Annotated in this window: 13 protein-coding genes; 11 read left to right on the forward strand and 2 right to left on the reverse strand. The window is 57.4% G+C overall.

The genetic code is table 11. The features are described 5' to 3' along the window. Positions 1 to 99 precede the first annotated feature (99 nt). Entirely contained in the window at positions 100 to 819 is a 720-nt protein-coding gene (locus ACPJXG_RS04470) for a Crp/Fnr family transcriptional regulator (RefSeq protein ID WP_035828139.1), read from the reverse strand. Between the two features lie 561 nt (positions 820 to 1,380). On the opposite strand from ACPJXG_RS04470, the gene ACPJXG_RS04475 reads away from it, so the two are divergent. Next, positions 1,381 to 3,066: a methyl-accepting chemotaxis protein gene (locus tag ACPJXG_RS04475; protein WP_425253532.1), complete on the forward strand. Its 1,686-nt coding sequence runs from the start codon at positions 1,381 to 1,383 to the stop codon at positions 3,064 to 3,066. On the opposite strand, the gene ACPJXG_RS04480 is transcribed toward ACPJXG_RS04475, so the two are convergent. Next, complete coding sequence (locus ACPJXG_RS04480; protein ID WP_425253533.1) at positions 3,067 to 3,285, reverse strand: oxidoreductase-like domain-containing protein; 219 nt, start codon at positions 3,283 to 3,285, stop codon at positions 3,067 to 3,069. It abuts the gene before it with no gap. A 387-nt stretch (positions 3,286 to 3,672) separates the two neighbouring features. Between ACPJXG_RS04480 and ACPJXG_RS04485 the strand changes: the two genes are divergently transcribed. The 10 genes from ACPJXG_RS04485 to ACPJXG_RS04530 all read left to right on the forward strand — a co-directional run bounded on the left by ACPJXG_RS04485 (position 3,673) and on the right by ACPJXG_RS04530 (position 16,554). Then, complete coding sequence (locus tag ACPJXG_RS04485; RefSeq protein ID WP_402719368.1) at positions 3,673 to 5,223, forward strand: DEAD/DEAH box helicase; 1,551 nt, start codon at positions 3,673 to 3,675, stop codon at positions 5,221 to 5,223. 1,148 nt (positions 5,224 to 6,371) lie between these two features. Next, complete coding sequence (pseB, locus tag ACPJXG_RS04490) at positions 6,372 to 7,382, forward strand: UDP-N-acetylglucosamine 4,6-dehydratase (inverting) (protein WP_176387519.1); 1,011 nt, start codon at positions 6,372 to 6,374, stop codon at positions 7,380 to 7,382. A gap of 9 nt (positions 7,383 to 7,391) precedes the next feature. Beyond that, the gene (gene pseC, locus ACPJXG_RS04495; protein ID WP_425254715.1) at positions 7,392 to 8,549 is read left to right on the forward strand and encodes a UDP-4-amino-4,6-dideoxy-N-acetyl-beta-L-altrosamine transaminase; all 1,158 of its coding nucleotides are present in this window, start codon (positions 7,392 to 7,394) and stop codon (positions 8,547 to 8,549) included. After that, positions 8,546 to 9,448 carry an aldo/keto reductase gene (locus tag ACPJXG_RS04500; protein WP_425253534.1) on the forward strand — a complete coding sequence of 301 codons (903 nt, stop codon included), beginning with the start codon at positions 8,546 to 8,548 and terminating at the stop codon, positions 9,446 to 9,448. Before pseC ends, ACPJXG_RS04500 begins: the two co-directional genes overlap by 4 nt. After that, on the forward strand, positions 9,445 to 10,224 hold the full coding sequence (locus ACPJXG_RS04505) for a cytidylyltransferase domain-containing protein (protein WP_217916669.1): 780 nt from the start codon (positions 9,445 to 9,447) through the stop codon (positions 10,222 to 10,224). Before ACPJXG_RS04500 ends, ACPJXG_RS04505 begins: the two co-directional genes overlap by 4 nt. A gap of 1 nt (position 10,225) precedes the next feature. Further along, positions 10,226 to 11,515, forward strand: a complete 1,290-nt coding sequence (locus ACPJXG_RS04510; protein ID WP_425253535.1) for an aminotransferase class III-fold pyridoxal phosphate-dependent enzyme — start codon at positions 10,226 to 10,228, stop codon at positions 11,513 to 11,515. Further along, positions 11,512 to 13,038 (forward strand): UDP-2,4-diacetamido-2,4,6-trideoxy-beta-L-altropyranose hydrolase, encoded by a 1,527-nt coding sequence (pseG, locus tag ACPJXG_RS04515; protein ID WP_425253536.1) that lies wholly within the window; start codon positions 11,512 to 11,514, stop codon positions 13,036 to 13,038. The genes ACPJXG_RS04510 and pseG overlap by 4 nt, the downstream gene beginning before the upstream one ends. 73 nt (positions 13,039 to 13,111) lie before the next feature. After that, positions 13,112 to 14,098: a pseudaminic acid synthase gene (pseI, locus tag ACPJXG_RS04520; RefSeq protein WP_425254716.1), complete on the forward strand. Its 987-nt coding sequence runs from the start codon at positions 13,112 to 13,114 to the stop codon at positions 14,096 to 14,098. Between the two features lie 115 nt (positions 14,099 to 14,213). Then, positions 14,214 to 15,539, forward strand: a complete 1,326-nt coding sequence (locus ACPJXG_RS04525) for a UDP-glucose dehydrogenase family protein (RefSeq protein ID WP_425253537.1) — start codon at positions 14,214 to 14,216, stop codon at positions 15,537 to 15,539. A 76-nt stretch (positions 15,540 to 15,615) separates the two neighbouring features. Continuing rightward, positions 15,616 to 16,554, forward strand: coding sequence for a UDP-glucuronic acid decarboxylase family protein (locus ACPJXG_RS04530; RefSeq protein ID WP_425253538.1), 939 nt, complete (start codon positions 15,616 to 15,618; stop codon positions 16,552 to 16,554). The last annotated feature ends 38 nt before the right edge of the window (positions 16,555 to 16,592 follow it).

Genomic DNA, 16,592 nt, shown 5'->3' on the forward strand with positions numbered 1-16,592 from the left:
GAAGTGACGGGCGGTCAAGTGTGCTCGACGGGGACTCAATACCCTGGAATGAAAAAAGCACGCCGAAGCGTGCTTGCGCGGATGACTTGGCGCTGAGTATTAGTTGTGTGCGCTGATGCCGCTGCGGAACTGTTCGAAACCGGCGCGGGCTGCCTTGTAGCAATTGCCGGCGGCCGCTTCCAGGCCTTCGCGGTCGAGCACTTCGACGGTGCCGCGGCGGTACTGGATCAAGCCTTCGTCCTGCAGCTTGCGGGCCGTGACGGTGACGCTTTCGCGGCGCACGCCCAGCATGTTGGCCATGGTGTCTTGCGTCACCTTCAGCTCGTTCGACAGCGAACGGTCGAGGCGGTCCAGCAGCCAGCGGCACAGTTTTTGTTCGATGCTGCAATGACGGCCGCCCACCACGTTCTGTGCCATTTGCGCAAACATGGCGCTGGTGTAGCGCATCAGCAATTGTGCCAGTGCGCCGCCTTCATTGAACACTTCGCGCAGGAAGGCTGTTTTCAGGCGATAGCCGTAGCCGGCCGTTTGCACGATGGCCGTGCAGGTGGCGCGTTCGGCTTCGTACAGCACCACGCCGGCCACACCTTCGCGGCCGATGACGGCGATCTCGGTGGTGGCGCCGTCTTCCATCACATACAGCAGGGAAACGATGGCGTTGGTGGGGAAGTACGTGTATTCAATCTTGCCGCCACAATCGAACAGGTGCTTGCCGGCAGGCAAGGCGACCAGTTCCAGTTGGCAGAACAGGCGCTCCAGATCGGCGCGCGACAAGGCGCGCAGCAATTCGTTCTGTTGTGCGCCCGTGATGCTGATCATCGGTGTGGCGGGAGCGGCTTGCCAGTTGTGCTGGGCGGCGGCGTGGGTATTCGTGGCTGGTGTCAGGTTGCTATAAGCTTTGTACATGGTAGGGCCTCGTCTTCTGATTTTGTTGGATGGCGCTGCTTTTATGGCTTGCTAGCGTTGTGCTGAATCTTGTATCCACTATAGAACCAGGGGCAGCGGACGTGCATCGGATGAGCCGACGCGCTTATGTAGGCTAGGAACATTGCCTCGTGTCATCCAACTCCTACGCCTGATCTGCATTTTTTTCTCTCTGGAAACAAACGGCAAAAAACAGGCTCCCCTGCCAGCTCCCCGTGAACTTTGGCTGCATGCCTTGATCAAACCACTCTGCGCTGCCGTACGACGGTGATAAAATGTTGCATTGCGGAAATTTGATTTGTGTGTCGGGATGAGCCGCTACTCTTGCTCTCCATCACTGCTCACTTCCGCTGCAACCTGCGATGCCTTCCTTGGTCGCTTCACTGCCCGCGCCGTGCATTTGCCGGCGCGCGGCTGTCTTGTCCCGTTTACCCGTTTAATGAAGGAACGCAACGCATGAAATGGTTTTTTGATTTGAAAATTGCCACCAAGCTGATCTTGTCGTTTGGCGCCGTGCTGCTGTTGACGGCCGCGCTGGGCGTGTCGGCGATCTTTTCCATGGCGCGCATCAATACCGCATCGACCGACCTGTCCGAGAACTGGATGCCCAGCGTGCTGGCGGCCATGAATATGCGCAGTGATGTCAGCGATTTCCGCCGCTGGGAACTGGCGCACATGCTGGCCGCACAGGATGCCGACATGGCGCAGAACGAAACGCGCATGACGGAAACCCAGGCCAAGCTGAAGGTGGACGGCGACAAGTACCGCAGCCTGATTTCCGAGCCGGGCGAGCAGGAAGCGTTCGAACGCTTCCTGGCGCTCAACGATGAATTCATGCGCTTGCATGCAACCATGCTGAGCCTGTCGCGCGAGATGAAAAAGGAAGAGGCGCGCGCGCTGGCTGTGGGGCCGTCGGCCAAGGTCATGGCGGACATGATGGTGCTCCTCGATAAACTGGTGTCGATTAACACGGATGGCGGCGTGCGTTCGAGCGCCAGCGCCGACGCAACGTATGCGGCCTCGCGCGCCAGCCTGATCGGCCTGGTGGTGGGCATCGTCGTCATCGGCATGCTGCTGGCGCTGTGGGTGGCGCGCCGCGTGGCGCGTCCGCTGATCGCGGCCGTCGGCGTGGCGCGCCAGGTGGCGGCTGGCGATTTGACGGCGCATATCGTTGTGCAATCGCAAGACGAAACGGGGCAATTGATGCAGGCCCTGAAAGACATGAACGCCAGCCTGCAGACGCTGGTGGGGCAGGTGCGCAGCGGCACCGATACCATTGCCACGGCGTCGAGCCAGATTGCCGCCGGCAACCAGGATTTGTCGTCGCGCACGGAAGAGCAGGCCAGTTCGCTGGAAGAAACGGCCTCGTCAATGGAGGAGCTGACGTCGACCGTGAAGCAGAATGCGGACAATGCGCGCCAGGCCAACACCATGGCGCTGACCTCGTCGAGCATCGCCATCGAGGGCGGCAAGGTGGTCGGCGAAGTGGTGGGCACGATGGCGTCGATCAATGCCTCGTCGCGCAAGATCGTCGACATCATCGCCGTCATCGACGGCATTGCCTTCCAGACCAATATCCTGGCCCTGAATGCGGCCGTCGAGGCGGCGCGTGCAGGCGAACAGGGACGCGGCTTTGCCGTCGTGGCCACGGAAGTGCGCAACCTGGCGCAACGCTCGGCCGCGGCGGCCAAGGATATCAAGGTACTGATCGGCGACTCGGTCGAGAAAGTCGAGGCGGGTTCGAAACTGGTGGATCAGGCGGGCCGCACGATGGATGACATCGTTGCCAGCATCACCCGCGTGACGGACATCATGAGCGAGATCACGGCCGCCAGCAGCGAGCAGAGCGCCGGTATCGAGCAAGTTAACCAGGCCATCGCCCAGATGGACCAGGTGACGCAGCAAAATGCGGCCCTGGTGGAAGAGGCGGCCGCGGCGGCCGAATCGATGCAGGAGCAGGCAGCCAGCCTGAGCGAAGTGGTCAGCATCTTCAAGCTCGATGTGGCGAGCGCCGCCGTATCCCGGCCGCGCGCCCCCGCCACCGTCAAGGCGCCGGCAGCCGTGACGCCGGCAGCTGCGCCACGTCAACTGGCCAGCACGGCGCGTCACGCGGCGCCAGTGGATGAGTGGGAAAGCTTCTGATCAGGCGCGCTTGCGCGGTTTCTTGACACCCTGGGTGGCGGGTGCGGCAGCGGCTTGCTGGCGCTGCTGCCACGCCCTCAGGGCCTCTTCGTAGGCGGCCAGGTCTTCCTGGTACATTTCCAGTACGCAAAAAGTGCAACCGCTGTGGCAGCACTCGTCATTGCCCGGTTTGCTGGGCGGTTGCGGTTGCGGATCGTGCGGTAAAGGCGGGGTGGGCATGGTGAGGGCAGGGGACGGTGGAGCTGGCATCGAAGCGGGCATAGGAGCGGGCATAGGAGCAGGCATCATACGGCATCCCGGCGTGCCGTTGCTGGAACGCTTTTTGCTCAAAAATCACGGTTTCCGTGTACAGTTGCGGTGAATTAGGGTATCGTTTACAGCACTGATATTGTATCTTCTGCGCGCGATGTTCCGCCGGCGCGATCTCCGCCGCCATCGCAGCACATCTCTTCGACGCTCCCGCATACGCCCTACAGCATGTCCCGGAGCACGGAGGTGCCGCAAGAACAATGATCCATGGCTTGCAAGACGGAGCTGCCTGTGCCCCGAAATGTTGTTTATTGAGAAAGCATGGCTTCCGCAGTGCGGAGGCACACCAGAAAATTTATGTCTGAAACCGAATCGACTCCTACGCCCAGCCCGGCGATTGCCCCTGAAGCGGCGCCCGTCGCCGCAGCGCCTGCACCAGCACCTGCCGCCCCCGCTGCTCCCAGCCTGACTTTTGCCGACTTTGGCCTCGCGCCTGAAATCCAGCGCGCACTGACCGACCAGGGTTACACCCATCCGACACCGATCCAGGAGCAAGCGATCCCCGTGGTGCTGCAAGGCCGCGATGTGATGGGTGCCGCGCAAACGGGTACCGGCAAGACGGCCGGTTTTTCCTTGCCGATCATCCAGTTGCTGATGGCGCACGCCAGCAGCAGCATGTCGCCGGCACGCCACCCGGTGCGCGCGCTGATCCTGACGCCGACGCGTGAACTGGCGGTGCAGGTAGCCGAAAACGTCAAGGCCTACGCCAAGCACACGCCGCTGCGCTCCACCGTCGTCTTTGGCGGCATGGACATGAAGCCGCAAACCGTCATCCTGCGCGGCGGCGTGGAAATCGTCATCGCCACGCCGGGCCGCTTGCTCGACCATATCGAGCAAAAGAACATCAGCCTGAGTCAGGTGCAAATGCTGGTCATGGATGAAGCCGACCGCATGCTGGACATGGGCTTCCTGCCGGACTTGCAGCGCATCATCAACTTGCTGCCGAAGCAACGCCAGAACCTGATGTTCTCGGCCACGTTCTCGCCAGAAATCAAGAAGCTGGCCGCCACCTTCCTCAACGATCCGCTGACGATCGAAGTGGCGCGCAGCAACCAGACGGCCGACAAGGTCACGCAAGTGGTCTACAAGGTGACGGAAGATCAGAAGCATGCCCTGGTCGCCCATCTGCTGCGCCAGCGCGACCTGAAGCAGGTTATCGTTTTCTCGAACACCAAGATCGGCGCCTCGCGCCTGGCCCGCGTGCTGGAACAGGAAGGCATGAGCGCCACGGCGATTCACGGCGACAAGAGCCAGCAGGAACGCATGGCGGCGCTGGAATCGTTCAAGAAGGGCGAGATCGACGTGCTGGTGGCCACCGACGTGGCGGCGCGCGGCCTGGATATTTCTGACTTGCCTTGCGTCATCAACTTCGACTTGCCGTACAACGCGGAAGACTATGTGCACCGCATCGGCCGCACGGGCCGCGCCGGCGCCTCGGGCGACGCTATTTCGATCTATTCGGATAAAGACGAGCGCTTGCTGGCCGATATCGAAAAACTCATCAAGCAAAGCATCAAGCGCGGAGAATTGACGGGCTTCAACCCGGCTCCCGCCCGCAGCAGCGACAGCGAGCGCCGTCCGCCACGTCGCAGCGAAGGCGGCGAGGCGCGTCCTGCGCGCGCGCCGGAGAGCCGCCATGCCGGCGAGAGCCGTGACAGCCGCTCCGCCGAGCGCGGTGCGCGTCCCGCCTTTGGTCCCGGCGCCCGCCGCGAAAAGGCCGATCCCTGGTTCCTCAAGCCATATGAGCCGGCCAAGGCAGCGGCCCCGGCTGCCGCCAGCATGGCGCCTGCCGCCGCCAAGCCAAAGCAAAAGGTGGCCGCGTTGCTGGGTGGCTTGTTGAAGCAATAACGTTTATCAGTCTGTATTCTGGATGGCGCAGGCGCTGGGGCATTGTCCCCAGCGTTTTTTTTTGATAGGGTGCTGTTGCCTCAGGGTGTGCCCTTCAAATGAGTGTACGCGTAGCGATGGCTGGGCGTTCTTCAGGTGTTGGTCAGGCGCCAATGCCGCATGTGGCGTGACTGTCTTGTTGCCTGCTGTGGTTATTTATTATGTAACTTTTTCGCGTGAAACCTGCAGACTGTCTTGAAGATTGATAGCGTGGTATTTCTCTTCGACGGGTATGGGGTATAGAAGGCCCGGCTTCCTGTCATGGTCGCAGGAGGTGGGAGTTGTTCAGTATCGGCTTGCTTTAAAGCATATGCGGCAGAATCTGGCATGCAGGGCAGTATTATAGGTGGTGGCGGTGGCTATGTTGGCACGTAATTGTGACAAGGTGTAAAACCGCACAAGATGGTTAGAAAATAGGGGGCTGTGCATATATCATGCAGGCTTGGAAGGCAGCATCTGGAAATGTCGAAACAGTGTTGCTAGTTGGCGACGTGCCGTCGGTGGCATGCCCGGAGGGGTGGACTGTATCGCTACTTGCTTAATTGAAAATATTTTCCTCGTGTAGCGCTGCATATTCATGCAGGCGATTTGCTTTATATTTGTCGTTGTTGCGAAGAAATGGAACTATGGCTGCATGGCTGGATGTGGTTTTTTGGTCGAGAATTTCGTATTTTTAGCAAGACAATAATGTTAAAATGGTGCGACTGTATTTTTAAAAAGCAATTAGAAATATCTTGCGTCTACATCATTCAGCGCATTCTGATCGCCTTGAATTCATGTCATCTTTCATATGGGATGATTTATAGATTTATAGATTAGTCGGTTGTCAAAGTGCAAAGTGGCTGACTGTGTTGCTCGGGCTCTCGATTTCTTTGAGCTTGTTACGGTTCCCGTTTTGAGGCACGTCAATTTTTTGCTCTGACCAGGCTAGGGTAAATGTATGTTCGGCTGAGTCTCGGGCAAATCTACCCTCTCCTTCTCTTGGTTGGTGTAATGTGCTATCGAGTCGCCCCTGACGGATGTGGTGCCGATTTGTTAACGATATCGGTACCTGCTGAGCATGTTGCGTTTATTTAATTCGTTATTCTCATTTAATTAATAATATAAAAATGTTATCAGATAAGTCTATCCTTATTACCGGCGGAACGGGTTCGTTCGGCAAAGCCTTTGTCAAAACCGTGCTGGAACGTTATCCGACCATCAAGCGCCTCGTGGTATTTTCGCGCGATGAATTGAAACAGTTTGAAATGGCGCATGAGTTTTCGGATGAAAAGTATGCCGGTATCCGTTATTTCATTGGCGATATCCGCGATGAATCCCGTCTGCGCCGCGCGCTGGAAGGAATTGATATCGTGATTCATGCTGCGGCGTTGAAACAAGTGCCAGCAGCGGAATATAATCCGTTCGAATGTATCAAAACCAACGTATTGGGTGCGCAAAACCTGATCGAGGCTTGTCTGGATACCAAAGTGCAGCGTGTGGTTGCCTTGTCAACCGACAAGGCTGCCGCGCCGATCAATCTGTACGGCGCGACCAAGCTGTGCTCGGACAAACTGTTCGTTGCAGCCAATAATATCGTTGGTCATCGTGATCTGCGTTTCAGCGTTGTTCGTTACGGTAACGTAATGGGCAGCCGCGGATCGGTGATTCCATTCTTCCTCGAGCGCCGCGCGACGGGTGTCTTGCCGATCACCGATACGGCCATGACTCGCTTCAACATCAGTCTGCAAGAAGGCGTGGACATGGTGCTGTGGTCGCTCGAGAACGCCTGGGGCGGCGAAGTGCTGGTGCCGAAGATTCCTTCCTACCGCATCACCGATGTGGCTGAAGCCATTGGTCCTGAATGCAGCTTCCCTGTTGTCGGCGTGCGCCCAGGCGAAAAGATCCATGAGGAAATGATCACCTCCAGCGACAGTTTCAATACCGTTGATATGGGCAAGTATTACGCCATCCTGCCGATGAGCGCCAAGTATTCGACGCAAGAGTATTGCGACAAGATGGGCGCCAAATTGGTGCCGCCGGGTTTTTGCTATGACAGCGGCAGCAATACCGATTTCCTGAGCAAAGAACAATTGCGCGAGTTGATCCAGGCTCACGTTGACCCTACTCATACCGCGTAAAACATGACGATGATTCCCTATGGCCGACAGGATATTTCCGAGGCCGATATTCAGGCTGTCGTCGATGTCTTGCGCTCCGACTTTCTGACGCAGGGGCCAGCGGTGCCGTCGTTTGAGCAAGCGCTGGCAGCATATTGCGGTGTATCCCACGCGATCGCAGTCAATAGCGCCACGAGTGCCTTGCATATCGCATGCCTGGCATTGGGCGTCGGCTCCGGGGATCTGGTCTGGACCAGTCCAAATACCTTCGTTGCCAGTGCTAATTGCGCCTTATATTGCGGCGCCGATGTTGACTTTGTCGATATCGATGCGCGCACCTACAACCTGAGCGTGGAGGCGTTGGCGCACAAGCTGGCGCAGGCGAAGCTGACAGGGCGTCTGCCGAAGGTGGTCATCCCCGTGCATTTGACGGGCCAGCCTTGCGATATGCTCGCTATCCATGCATTGGGCCAGGAGTACGGCTTCAAGATCATCGAAGATGCTTCGCACGCCATCGGCGGCAAGTATCGTGGCGAACCCATAGGCAACTGCCGCTACAGCGACATTACGGTCTTCAGCTTTCACCCTGTGAAGATTATTACCAGTGCCGAAGGCGGTATGGCTACCACGCAAGATGCACAGCTGGCGACCAGCCTGCAGCAACTGCGCAGCCATGGCATTACGCGCGACCCTGAGCTGATGACGCATGCGCCTGATGGAGCATGGTATTACCAGCAGGTCACGCTCGGCTACAACTACCGCATGACCGACATGCAGGCCGCGCTTGGCCTGAGCCAGATGGCGCGGCTCGATGACTTCGTGGCGCATCGCCATGTGATGGCGCGCCGCTATGATGCCTTGCTGGCAGACTTTCCTGTCATCACGCCATGGCAGCATCCCGACGGTTATTCGGGCTTGCATCTGTATGTGATTCGCCTGCGGACCGAGCGCCTGACGCAAACGCACCGCGACGTCTTCGACGCCCTGCGCGCGCAATCGATCGGCGTCAATCTGCACTATATTCCCGTGCATATCCAGCCTTACTATGAAGCAAAAGGCTTCAAGCGCGGCGATTTCCCGGAAGCGGAACATTATTATTCGCAAGCCATTAGCCTGCCCATGTATGCCACCTTCACGGAAGAGCAGCAAGACCGCGTTATCGAGGCCTTGCGGAAAGCGCTGAAATGAAAATAGGCTTGGGCGCAGTTCAGTTCGGCCTCGATTATGGTATCGCCAATACGGCAGGCAAGGTTAGCGAAGGGGAAGTGGCGGCAATTCTGGCTGCTGCGGCCCAGTTGCAATTGACATTGATAGATACGGCGGCATTGTATGGCGACAGCGAGGCGGTGCTAGGCCGCGCGATGTCGCCTGCCGCGCCTTTCGATATCGTGACCAAGACGCCGCAGTTTGCCGGTTCGGCAGTGGGCGAGGCGGAGGCGCAGCAACTGGAAGACAGCCTGCACGCCTCGCTGCGCAAGTTGCGGCGTCCCAGCGTCTATGGCTTGCTGGTCCACCGCGTCGACGATTTGCTGTTGCCCGGCGGAGAAGCGCTGATGGCGCGCATGGCGCTGCTGAAGCAGCAGGGCCTGGTCAGCAAGATTGGCGTGTCCGTATATACCGGGCAGCAGATTGATGCCGTACTGGCGCGCTTCCCGATCGACCTGATTCAGTTGCCGATCAACGTGCTGGACCAGCGCTTGCTGCATAGCGGGCATTTGCGCAAATTGAAACAGGCAGGCGTCGAGATACATGCCCGTTCCGCTTTCCTGCAGGGCTTGCTGTTGATGGCTCCCCATGAATTGCCGGCCCATTTTGACGGTGTACGCGAGCATTTGGCCGCGTATCACCGCTTTATTGCCGGACAAGGCTTGACGCCGCTGCAAGCCGCGCTGGGCTTTGTGACCGGACTGGATGAGATCGATCACGTGGTATGTGGCGTCAATTCCAGTGTGCAATTGCAAGAAATATGCACGGCGGCCGGACAACCGGGTGCAGGCGCCGCGCGCGCAGGCTATGACGCGTTTGCGATCAGCGACGAAGCGATCGTCAATCCTGCCTTGTGGCAGCAGGCAAAGGAAAAATCATGATATTGGCCATATTGCAAGCTCGAGTTTCGTCATCGCGCCTGCCAGGCAAGGTGCTCAAGCCCTTGCTGGGCGAGCCAATGCTGCTGCGCCAGATCGAGCGTTTGCGCGAGGTGCGTCAGATCGATCAATTATTGGTGGCAACGAGCCGCGAAGCGTCGGACGACGCCATTGAAGCATTGTGCGTGGCTAATGGCATCGCTTGCTTCCGGGGTGACCTGAACGACGTGCTGGAACGTTTTCACCAGGCGGCGCAAACGTTTGCGCCCGAGCATATCGTGCGCCTGACGGCCGATTGTCCGCTGACCGACGCGGCGCTGATCGACGAGGTCATCGCGTTTTATCTGGCCGGCGGCTACGACTACGTCAGCAATAGCGTCGAGGCCACCTATCCGGATGGCCTTGATGTGGAGATTTTCCGTGCCTCTTGCCTGGACGAGGCGTGGCGCGAAGCGCGTCTGCCATCGCAGCGCGAGCATGTCACGCCATTCATCCATCAGCAGGCCGAGCGCTACAAGGTGGGCGTGTACCGTAACGCCACGGATTTGTCGCACTTGCGCTGGACGGTGGATGAACCGAAGGATTTCGAGCTCGTCTCCATGATTTATGACGCGCTGTATCGGAAAAACACGCAGTTTTCCATGCAGGATGTCCTGTCCCTGCTGGAGCAGCGCCCCGAATTAGTAAATTGGAACACCATGCATGGACGTAACGAGGGATATCAAAAATCGCTCGACGCCGATGCCGTACCGACTATCCCCTCCACCATAGAGAACTAATATGTCTACACGCTATCAACGCTCTGAAGAGTTATTGGAACGCGCCCTTAAAACGATCCCGCTCGGCTCGCAGACTTTCAGCAAGAGCAAAACCCAGTTTCCATTGGGTGTTTCGCCGTACTTTATTCAACGCGGCAAGGGTAGCCATGTATGGGATGTGGATGGCAATGAATACATCGACTTCATCAGCAGTTTGGCGTCGATCACGCTCGGCTACAACGACGAGGACGTGACCAATGCGGTCAAGGCGCAATTGGACGAAGGCGTGATCTTCAGCCTGCCGCATCAGATTGAAATGCAGGTCGCGGAAAAAATCTGTGAAATCGTGCCGTGTGCCGAGATGGTGCGTTTCGGCAAGAATGGTTCCGATGCCACTTCCGGCGCCATCCGCGTGGCGCGTGCTTACACCAACCGCGAACATGTGGCCGTGTGCGGCTACCACGGCTGGCAGGATTGGTACATCGGTTCGACCGCGCGCAACCGCGGCGTTCCCGTTGCCACGCGCGAACTCACGCATACCTTTGCGTACAACGACCTGGCATCGCTGGAAAAGCTGTTTGCCGACTTCCCCGAGCAGATATCGGCCGTCATCCTCGAGCCGATGAATGTGTACGTGCCGGTGGAAGGTTTCCTCGAGGGCGTCAAGGAACTGGCTCACAAGCACGGCGCACTGCTGATCTTCGATGAAACCATCACCGGTTTCCGCTACGCCAATGGCGGTGCGCAAGAGTTGTTTGGCGTCACGCCCGATCTCGCCACGTTCGGCAAGGGCTTGGCGAATGGCTATCCGGTATCGGCCATCGCCGGCCGTGCCGACGTCATGAAGCTGATGGAAGAAATCTTCTTCTCTTTCACCTTCGGTGGCGAAACGCTGTCGCTGGCGGCGGCCCTGGCAACGATGGAAAAGTTGCAGCGCGAACCTGTCGTGGCGACGATCAAGAAGCAGGGGCAGAAAATTATCGACCGCCTCAATGCCATCATCGAGGCGAATGCTGCGCAGCACATCATGGGCGTTGCCGGCCATCCGAGCTGGAGTTTCGTGCTGATCAAGGATGCTGCTCCGTACACGCAATGGTATATCAAGACCTTGTTCATGCAAGAAATGTTGGCGCGCGGAATTCTGACTTTCGGTACCCATAACGTCAATTACAGCCATAGCGACAGCGATCTCGAGAAGCTGTTCGCGGCTTATGAAGAAGTCGTGCCGATGCTGGTCGCCGCCGTCAAGGATGGCACGCTGGAAAGTTTGCTGCGCTGCAAACCCTTGGAACCATTGTTCAAGGTACGATGAGCAGCTCCGTCGTTATCCGCGTGGATGCTTCCTTGCAAATGGGAAGCGGACATGTCATGCGTTGTGCAACCCTGGCGGAAGAACTCAGGTCGCGCGGGGCGGCGGTTACCTTCGTTTGCCGCGAATTGACGGGAAACTATATCGACTGGCTGGTGTCCAAGAAGTTCGAAGTGATTGCATTGCCCGCGCCTGTTGATGGCGCGGCGGTCGCTGCCAGTCAGCTTGCGCATTTTTCCTGGCTGGGTGTCTCCCTGGAGCAGGAAATTGCGGATCTGCGCGAGGCCTTGTCACTGAGGCCTATGTATGACTGCCTGATTGTCGATCATTACGCGCTTGATGAGCAGTGGGAACGTGCGGCGAGGTCATTCGCTGACACGGTGATGGTCGTCGACGACCTTGCTGATCGCCGGCATGACTGCGATATTTTGCTGGACCAGAATTTTTATCTGGACATGCAGCAGCGCTACGATCATTTGTTGCCGTCGTCGTGCAAAAAACTCCTGGGCCCAGCCTACGCCTTGCTGCGCCAGGAGTTTGTGGCGCAGCAATCCAAGCCGCGCGATGCCGCTGTGCGGCGCGTCCTGGTGTTCTTTGGCGGGATAGACACCGACAACTACACGACGCCTGCTATTGCCGCCCTGGCGCGCGCTGCCAGGCCCGAGGTGCAGGTCGATGTCGTGATTGGTGCGCAACACCCGGCGCGTGCTGCGATCGAAGCCAGCTGTACGCAGCATGGCTTTCATTGCCACGTTCAAACCTCGCGCATGGCCGAATTGATGGCGCAGGCCGATCTGGCGATGGGGGCAGGCGGTACTGCCACGTGGGAACGTTGCTGCCTTGGCCTGCCGGCGTTAACGGTTTGTGTCGCGGAAAATCAGCGGCAGTTGGTCAACGATGCGGCGCGTGCCGGCTTCATTTATGCGCCGCGGATCGCGCCTGCTGACAGCTTGGAAGAGGCCTTCTTACGCCATTATCTGGCATTGCTGGATAATCCGGATTTGCGCAATTTCCTGTCACGCCGCAGTCTCGAGATTGTCGATGGCCGCGGTGCTGCGCGCGTGGCTCGCCTGATGGGGAGCAATGCCATCGCATTGCGCCTTGCCACTGCAGGGGACTCGGCGGACTTGATGGCCTGGCGTAACAATGATGCAATCCGTGCTGTGTCGCGCAATACGGCGCCGATCACGGCAGAGAATCATCAACGTTGGTTCGATGCCGTGTTAAACGATGCGCAGCGTATTTTGCTGATTGGTCATCACGCCGATGGCTATGCTGCAGGCGTGGTGCGGTTTGATGTGCATGACGATAGCGCCGAAGTCTCGATTTACCTGGTTCCCGGGCTGCAGCAACGGGGCCTGGGGGCTGAATTGCTGGCAAGTGCCGAGCAATGGCTGCGTACGGCGCGTTCTGATATCAAGATAATACGGGCCGAAGTGCTGGGCGATAACCAGCCTTCGCACCGCCTGTTCCTGGCTGCATCGTATGTCAGGGATTCCACATGCTATTTTAAGAAGGTGAACTAAAAATATGACTGATTCGATAAAAATCGGCAATCGCCTGATCGGCAAAAACCATCCTCCATTCGTGATCGCGGAAATGTCCGGCAATCACAATCAATCGCTGGAACGCGCGCTTGAGATTGTTGAGGCTGCGGCCAGAACAGGCGCGCATGCCCTGAAAATTCAGACGTACACGCCAGATACCATGACGCTGGATCTGAATGAGCGGGAATTTCACATCAGCGATCCCAAGAGCCTGTGGGCCGGCACGTCGCTGTACAAGCTGTACGGTGAAGCGTACACGCCCTGGGAATGGCACGCGCCTATCTTCAAGCGCGCGCGTGAACTTGGCATGATTCCGTTCAGCACGCCGTTTGACGACACGGCAGTCGATTTCCTGGAAACGCTGGACATGGACTGCTACAAGATTGCCTCGTTTGAAAACACCGACTTGCCGTTGATACGTCGCGTGGCAGCCACTGGCAAGCCAGTGATTATTTCCACAGGCATGGCAACCGTTGCCGAGCTCGATGAAACTGTGCGCGCGGCGCGCGAGGCCGGTTGCCGTGATTTGATCCTGCTCAAATGCACCAGCACTTATCCAGCCACCGCCGCGAATACGAATATTCTGACGATTCCGCATTTGCGTGAATTATTCGGCTGCGAGGTCGGCCTGTCCGATCACACCATGGGTGTGGGCGTATCGGTGGCCAGCGTGGCGCTGGGCGCCAGCGTGGTGGAAAAACACTTCACCTTAAGTCGTGCCGATGGCGGCGTCGATAGCACGTTCTCGATGGAACCGGCTGAAATGGCGCAATTGGTGGTGGAAACCGAGCGTGCCTGGCAAGCGCTGGGACATGTCGCTTACGGTCCCACCGCAGCCGAGATGAAATCGCTGCAATTCCGTCGTTCGCTGTATGTTTCGCAAGATATCAAGGCCGGCGAGATGTTGACGCGGGAAAATCTGCGTGCAATCCGTCCAGGCCTGGGCCTGCCGACCAAATTCATGGATGTTTTCCTGGGCAAGTGCGTGACCAGCGATGTACCGCGCGGCACGCCCCTGTCCTGGGACCTGATCGGTTAAGCATCGCTTTCGCATGGTCGTATGGGCATGATGCCGGCTTCCGTTACCGGGCCTGCATCAGGCGGGATAGCCACTATCCATTAACAAAGTATAAGATTTTTAAAAGAGTAATATTATGAATGTGACTGTCATTGGCACGGGTTATGTTGGCTTGGTCAGCGGTACCTGTTTTGCGGAAGTCGGCAACAATGTGCTGTGCCTGGACCTGGATGCGGAAAAGATTCGTATCCTGAATGAAGGCGGCATTCCTATTTTTGAGCCGCATCTGCTGGAAATGGTACAGCGTAATATCGCCGCCGGCCGCTTGCAGTTCACCACCGATGTCAAGAAAGCAGTTGATCATGCTGCGCTGCAATTTATTGCTGTCGGTACGCCTCCAGATGAGGATGGCTCGGCCGATCTGAAGTATGTGCTTGCGGCAGCGCGCAGCATCGGTCAGCACATGCAGGGCTACAAGGTGATTGTCGACAAGTCGACGGTACCGGTCGGCACGGCCAGCAAGGTAGCTGCTGTTGTTGCAGAAGAATTGGCCTTGCGTTCTGCCGATCTGGCCTACAGCGTCGTGTCCAATCCCGAATTCTTGAAGGAAGGCGCTGCCATCGACGATTTCATGCGCCCTGACCGCATTGTCGTCGGCGCCGATGATGAGCAGGCTATTCATCTGATGCGTGAATTGTATGCGCCGTTCCAGCGTAATCATGAGCGCCTGATCATCATGGATGTGAAGTCGGCCGAGCTGACCAAGTATGCAGCGAACGCGATGCTGGCAACGCGTATTTCCTTTATGAATGAACTGGCCGATTTGTCCGAGCGCCTCGGCGCCGATATCGAGTCGGTGCGCTTGGGCATGGGATCCGATCCCCGCATCGGTTATCACTTCCTGTATCCGGGCTGCGGCTATGGCGGTTCCTGTTTCCCCAAGGATGTCAAGGCGCTCATCGGCACCGCCAAGGAACACCAGCAGGATTTGCAGATATTGAATGCTGTGGAATCAGTCAACAATGCCCAAAAGCATGTGCTGACAAAAAAAATCAAGGCCCGTTTTGGCGCTACCCTGAAAGGCATGCATTTCGCCATATGGGGCCTGGCCTTCAAGCCGAATACGGATGACATGCGTGAAGCGCCAAGCCGGGAGCTGATCGCCGATTTGCTGGCGGCCGGTGCCGTGGTGAGCGCTTACGATCCTGTATCCCTGCATGAGGCCAAGCGAATTTATGCTGGGCAAGATGGAATCACCTTTGCGGAATCGCATTTGGGTGCCTTGGATGATGCCGATGCCTTGGTGATCGTGACTGAGTGGAAAGAATTCCGTAGCCCTGATTTTGCCGTGATTAAAGACAAATTGAAAACGCCGGTGATTTTCGATGGACGGAATATTTACGACCCGGCGATGGTGCTGGCACATGGTTTTGAATATTTCCCGATTGGCCGCCGGGCATAGCCGCATCGCCACAGATTGAGATGGGCGCTTGTCCGCCAAACCTGCCGAATAGGCAAACTTTTAAAAGTATATTGCGATGAAAAAAATTCTAGTAAGCGGCGGTGCCGGTTTCCTTGGCTCACATTTGTGCGAGGAGTTGATACGGACTGGCAATGATGTGTTGTGTGTCGATAATTTCTTTACCGGCAGCAAACGCAACATCGCGCATTTGATGACCAATCCGTATTTCGAAGTAATGCGCCACGACGTCACCTTTCCTTTGTATGTGGAAGTTGAGCAAATCTACAATCTGGCATGCCCGGCCTCGCCTGTGCACTACCAGTTCGATCCCGTGCAAACGACGAAGACCAGCGTGCATGGCGCCATTAATATGCTGGGACTGGCAAAGCGCTTGCAAGCGCGCATCCTGCAAGCATCGACGTCGGAAGTGTATGGCGACCCGGAAGTGCATCCGCAACCGGAAGAGTACTGGGGCCGGGTGAATCCGGTGGGCATCCGTAGTTGCTATGACGAAGGCAAGCGCTGTGCTGAAACCTTGTTCTTCGACTACTGGCGCCAGCACGCTTTGCTGATCAAAGTGGTGCGCATCTTTAATACCTATGGTCCGCGCATGCATCCGAACGATGGCCGCGTCGTCAGCAATTTTATTGTGCAGGCAATTCGCGGCGAAGACATCACTATCTACGGCGAAGGCCAGCAGACTCGCAGCTTCTGCTATGTCGATGATTTGATCAATGTAATGGTTCGCATGATGAATTCGCCGGACGATTTCACCGGTCCTGTGAATATCGGTAATCCCTGTGAATACACGATGCTGGAACTGGCCGAAATGGTGTTGAAACTGACGGGTTCGACCAGCAAACTGGTCTTCAAACCCTTGCCATCGGACGATCCGAAACAGCGTCAGCCAAACATTGCGCTGGCCAAGGAAAAGCTGGGTTGGGAGCCGAAGGTCAACCTGGAAGATGGCTTGACGCGCACCATCGAGTATTTCAAGAAGGAATTAAGTCTGTAAATAGGGATTCCAGAGGGCGGCGTGGTGGCCAGTCTCTC

Source organism: Janthinobacterium sp. NFX145 (genome assembly GCF_049810325.1).
Classification (GTDB): Bacteria; Pseudomonadota; Gammaproteobacteria; order Burkholderiales; family Burkholderiaceae_D; genus Janthinobacterium; species Janthinobacterium rivuli.

Coding starts and splice junctions, on each gene's coding strand:
- pseC (WP_425254715.1), top strand. CDS start 7,392: ATGATTCCCTATGGCCGACAGGATATTTCCGAGGCCGATATTCAGGCT.
- ACPJXG_RS04505 (WP_217916669.1), top strand. CDS start 9,445: ATGATATTGGCCATATTGCAAGCTCGAGTTTCGTCATCGCGCCTGCCA.
- ACPJXG_RS04525 (WP_425253537.1), top strand. CDS start 14,214: ATGAATGTGACTGTCATTGGCACGGGTTATGTTGGCTTGGTCAGCGGT.
- ACPJXG_RS04530 (WP_425253538.1), top strand. CDS start 15,616: ATGAAAAAAATTCTAGTAAGCGGCGGTGCCGGTTTCCTTGGCTCACAT.
- ACPJXG_RS04480 (WP_425253533.1), bottom strand. CDS start 3,285: ATGCCCACCCCGCCTTTACCGCACGATCCGCAACCGCAACCGCCCAGC.
- ACPJXG_RS04470 (WP_035828139.1), bottom strand. CDS start 819: ATGATCAGCATCACGGGCGCACAACAGAACGAATTGCTGCGCGCCTTG.
- pseG (WP_425253536.1), top strand. CDS start 11,512: ATGAGCAGCTCCGTCGTTATCCGCGTGGATGCTTCCTTGCAAATGGGA.
- ACPJXG_RS04510 (WP_425253535.1), top strand. CDS start 10,226: ATGTCTACACGCTATCAACGCTCTGAAGAGTTATTGGAACGCGCCCTT.
- pseI (WP_425254716.1), top strand. CDS start 13,112: ATGTCCGGCAATCACAATCAATCGCTGGAACGCGCGCTTGAGATTGTT.
- ACPJXG_RS04475 (WP_425253532.1), top strand. CDS start 1,381: ATGAAATGGTTTTTTGATTTGAAAATTGCCACCAAGCTGATCTTGTCG.
- pseB (WP_176387519.1), top strand. CDS start 6,372: ATGTTATCAGATAAGTCTATCCTTATTACCGGCGGAACGGGTTCGTTC.
- ACPJXG_RS04500 (WP_425253534.1), top strand. CDS start 8,546: ATGAAAATAGGCTTGGGCGCAGTTCAGTTCGGCCTCGATTATGGTATC.
- ACPJXG_RS04485 (WP_402719368.1), top strand. CDS start 3,673: ATGTCTGAAACCGAATCGACTCCTACGCCCAGCCCGGCGATTGCCCCT.